Annotated in this window: 2 protein-coding genes; one reads left to right on the top strand and one right to left on the bottom strand. The window is 47.3% G+C overall.

Annotated elements, in window-relative coordinates:
• Positions 1–286: 286 nt before the first annotated feature.
• The gene (locus ACXAFR_RS27180; protein ID WP_475183261.1) at positions 287–1,411 is read right to left on the bottom strand and encodes a tyrosine-type recombinase/integrase; all 1,125 of its coding nucleotides are present in this window, start codon (positions 1,409–1,411) and stop codon (positions 287–289) included.
• A 294-nt stretch (positions 1,412–1,705) separates the two neighbouring features.
• Between ACXAFR_RS27180 and ACXAFR_RS27175 the strand changes: the two genes are divergently transcribed.
• A complete protein-coding gene (locus ACXAFR_RS27175) occupies positions 1,706–2,806 on the top strand; it encodes a hypothetical protein (RefSeq protein WP_475183257.1) in 1,101 nt (366 codons plus the stop codon).
• Positions 2,807–3,185 lie beyond the last annotated feature (379 nt).

Below are 3,185 nucleotides of genomic sequence, written 5' to 3'. Positions count from 1 at the left end.
CGAAGTTGAATTCACGAATGACAATTAGTAGTCCAATTTTGAATATCTCTTCTAAAACGGTGTATTAGCTGCTTTATGTTCGATTTTTCGAATCCAAATGGTCGATAAAGATAGTTAGCAAATTTACTGTTGATTGGTCGGGGCACTGAAGTTATTTACTGATATCCTCTTCAAGAATTAGTCCTGGAGTGATCTTGTCGAACTTATTTTGCTACTTTACAGTCCCACCGCACTATCCGACCCATAAGACCTCTCGATAGCGAATCAAATAAACTCATCGCATCCATCAAAGTGAACCATGAAAGTATCTCTGTGTCGTATTCAGGTTTTCATGGCCGGCAAAACGTTGAATCCAAATTAAATCTTTTCCACTTTCTACCAAATGGGTAATCCGTGTGTGTCTCAGGCTGTGAGGCGTCAGGTGTGACCAGTCGAGCTCATAGATTCTGGCCTTTATTGCTTCATCTTCTCCGTATAAATGATCCATGACAGGGCCTTTAAGTAACGCTTTAAATTGTTCTTGCCAAGTGTGTGCCGCTAAAGGTTCTGTTTGGATGGTTTGCAGCTGCTGCTTGCCGCGTCCTCGATACCTAACTGGATTTGCGCGAGGCAGCAGAGGTAGAGGTTCTCCGGCCGGTAGTCGAGACAACCTTAGATATTCTCGGTAGTCACATAGCGCATCCAAAGCGATCGAATCAATCGATTTTAAGGGCAGCACTCTGGCCCGATTCCCTTTTCCGATAATACTTAATTGCCAGTCTTTTTCGCGCCGAAAGATGTTGGCATGGGTATGGCGTCTCTGCTCATCAATACGCAGTGCCATGGCGTAGCCGAACAAAAAAATAAATTTAAACCGAGCCTTTTTATTTCTTTCTCCCGGCGTGCTTTCAGGAAGATTATCGAGAGTGGCCAGTACGGCAGTCCACTGGCTGGGTGTAAAGGCTCGAGGCAGGCTCGCCTCACCCGCATTGCGCCTTCCAACTTTAGGTACCAGTCTGGCAGGGTTGTAAGGGAGCAAGCCCTTATAGGCCAAATATTCTAGCAGTGATCGAATAACCGCAACGTATTGATCAGCCGTTTCTGGCGATACGCCGCTAAACGATGCGTTGGAATTAGTGGCAAGGTCTTCACTGGGTGAGAGCAGTTGCTGTTGATAATCCAGCAGCATACGGTCATCCAGCGTTGGATGCTGTCGCACACCCAAAAATATCAGAAAGCGATTGACTTCCTCGGTATAGCGCCGCGCGGTTTTTTGCGAGCGAACCCCCTTCAATTTCAGGAAGCTGTCGATCTCAATTTTCTCGGCGGTCGACAAGTGCTTCCAACCTGCCTCAGAAATACCTTTTGGGCGCTCCGGCGCTTTTTCTTCGTTATAGCCATGGGCTGCTGACCTAGGCGTATTGATAAGCACGGCTGGTTCATCCTCGATTTGAGTAAAAAGTCACCAAAAACCTAGCTCGGACAGACCTCAGGTAATTGTAAGTATTAATCTGGCTGAACATAGCACTAATAAGTCAGAATCGGAAATAAAATACCGTGGTTAATTTACATTAACATCGGTATTTATAGTTAGTTGATAAAAATAGTATCAATAACGATACATGGTACATTGATACCAAAGCATAAAAAAAACATAATTCAGGGGTGCCAGCGCCTGGCTAAACACCAGAAATACACTTTCTCCGCTCTCTACAAGGCCGCCGATATGTCCGCCGATCTCGATACGCTGTTCCGTAATCTGCCCCGCACACGGGAAATCATTCATGCCATCGATGGTTTACGTGAAGAAACCGGGAGCTTTCCCAATCGGTCTCAGCTACGGGATAACGTTCGGTACTCTGATCGAGAGCTGCAGGCGGTGATCAACGCCTATAAGGCGACGCTCGATTACCGCGAGAAAGCACCGGCCACACCGGCTACCTTAGTGTTGTCGGTTATCGCGGAAGTCAATCGCTGGTTTGAAACCACGCAGAGCGAACGCCAGCTGGCGGTTACGGAGTTAGAATCAAGCTTTGGCCAAACGCTACGGGATCTGGCCGAGCAGTTAACTGAGGTGGAACAGCAGGGACGAGCGAGTGAAGAAGGGCGGTTAGCGGTGGAGCGCCGATTGGAACAAGAGCGAGCAGTACATGCCGATGCGAGGGCTCAAGCTGCCGAAATAGAAAAATCCCTGTCAGATCAGGTTCACCAACTATTACAGGAGAAGAAACTTTTAGAGCAGCAGCTCCAGCATCAGACAGCGACGTTGGATAAAGCGACCAGGGAGCATGCCCAAACCCTCAAGACTCAACAGGCCTATCACACCGAAACGATTGACGCCCTGAAGCTTCAGAACAGCGAAGCTATCGGTGCTCTCCAGGCACAATTGGGGCAGGAGCGCGGTAGTTGGAAGCAGGAGCGGATTCGCTTCGAAAAGACGTTAAGCCGCCGTGACGATCGCATTCAAGATCTATCCGACGAGCATAGCAAAAAGCAATCCCAACTGGCGCGGCTTGAGCAATCACTTAGTCAGACCAACATTACCCTTCAAGAGCAGGCAGGCATCATCGAAGAGCAGAAGTCATTTAATCGCCGATTGACCGAAGAACTGTCGTCCTCCAATAACGCCCTGAGCGAATTGACGGGCATCAAGCAAGAACGAACAGCGTTATTGGAAGAGCGGGATGCTTTAAAGGCGCAGCTGTCGTCTCAACAAGCCATGGAAACGGTGATGTCGTCATTGACCGATTGGATGGAAGCGCAAAAGCACTCTGACAAGACGAGCAAACCTAAGAAGAACACGGGATCAGGCTCGCCTAAGGCCTAGTGCCCGTCTAATGAATACTGAGACGGGAAGCTTGAATTAAAGGGAATTTCGAGGCTGTGGACAGATAATAACGGTAAACGGCACTTCGTACTGATCATGATGTTCTATACAGTGTATTGATATTGAGACAGTTACACGAGTGTATTGAGTTGGGTTTTCGAGCATAATTGGGAAGGGCGTCTTAAATTTTTTATCAGTAAATCAATTGCTTGCAGGTTAAATAGTGGCAATATATTGCACGAACATAGGTGGAAAACGCGCATGCACGCTTTGTTTTTGCTAGTCTCTCTTACATCGAATTTTTGTGTTGAAAATCAATAGGTTCGAATGCTTGATGAATTTTACGCCAAGACAAAAGAGGCGTGCCTCATATACAAAT

It is taken from the genome of Pseudomaricurvus sp. ABR4_320 (assembly GCF_056159445.1).
The sequence above is the reverse complement of the archived record's forward strand: the minus strand, read 5'-3'. Positions and strand labels throughout refer to the sequence as shown.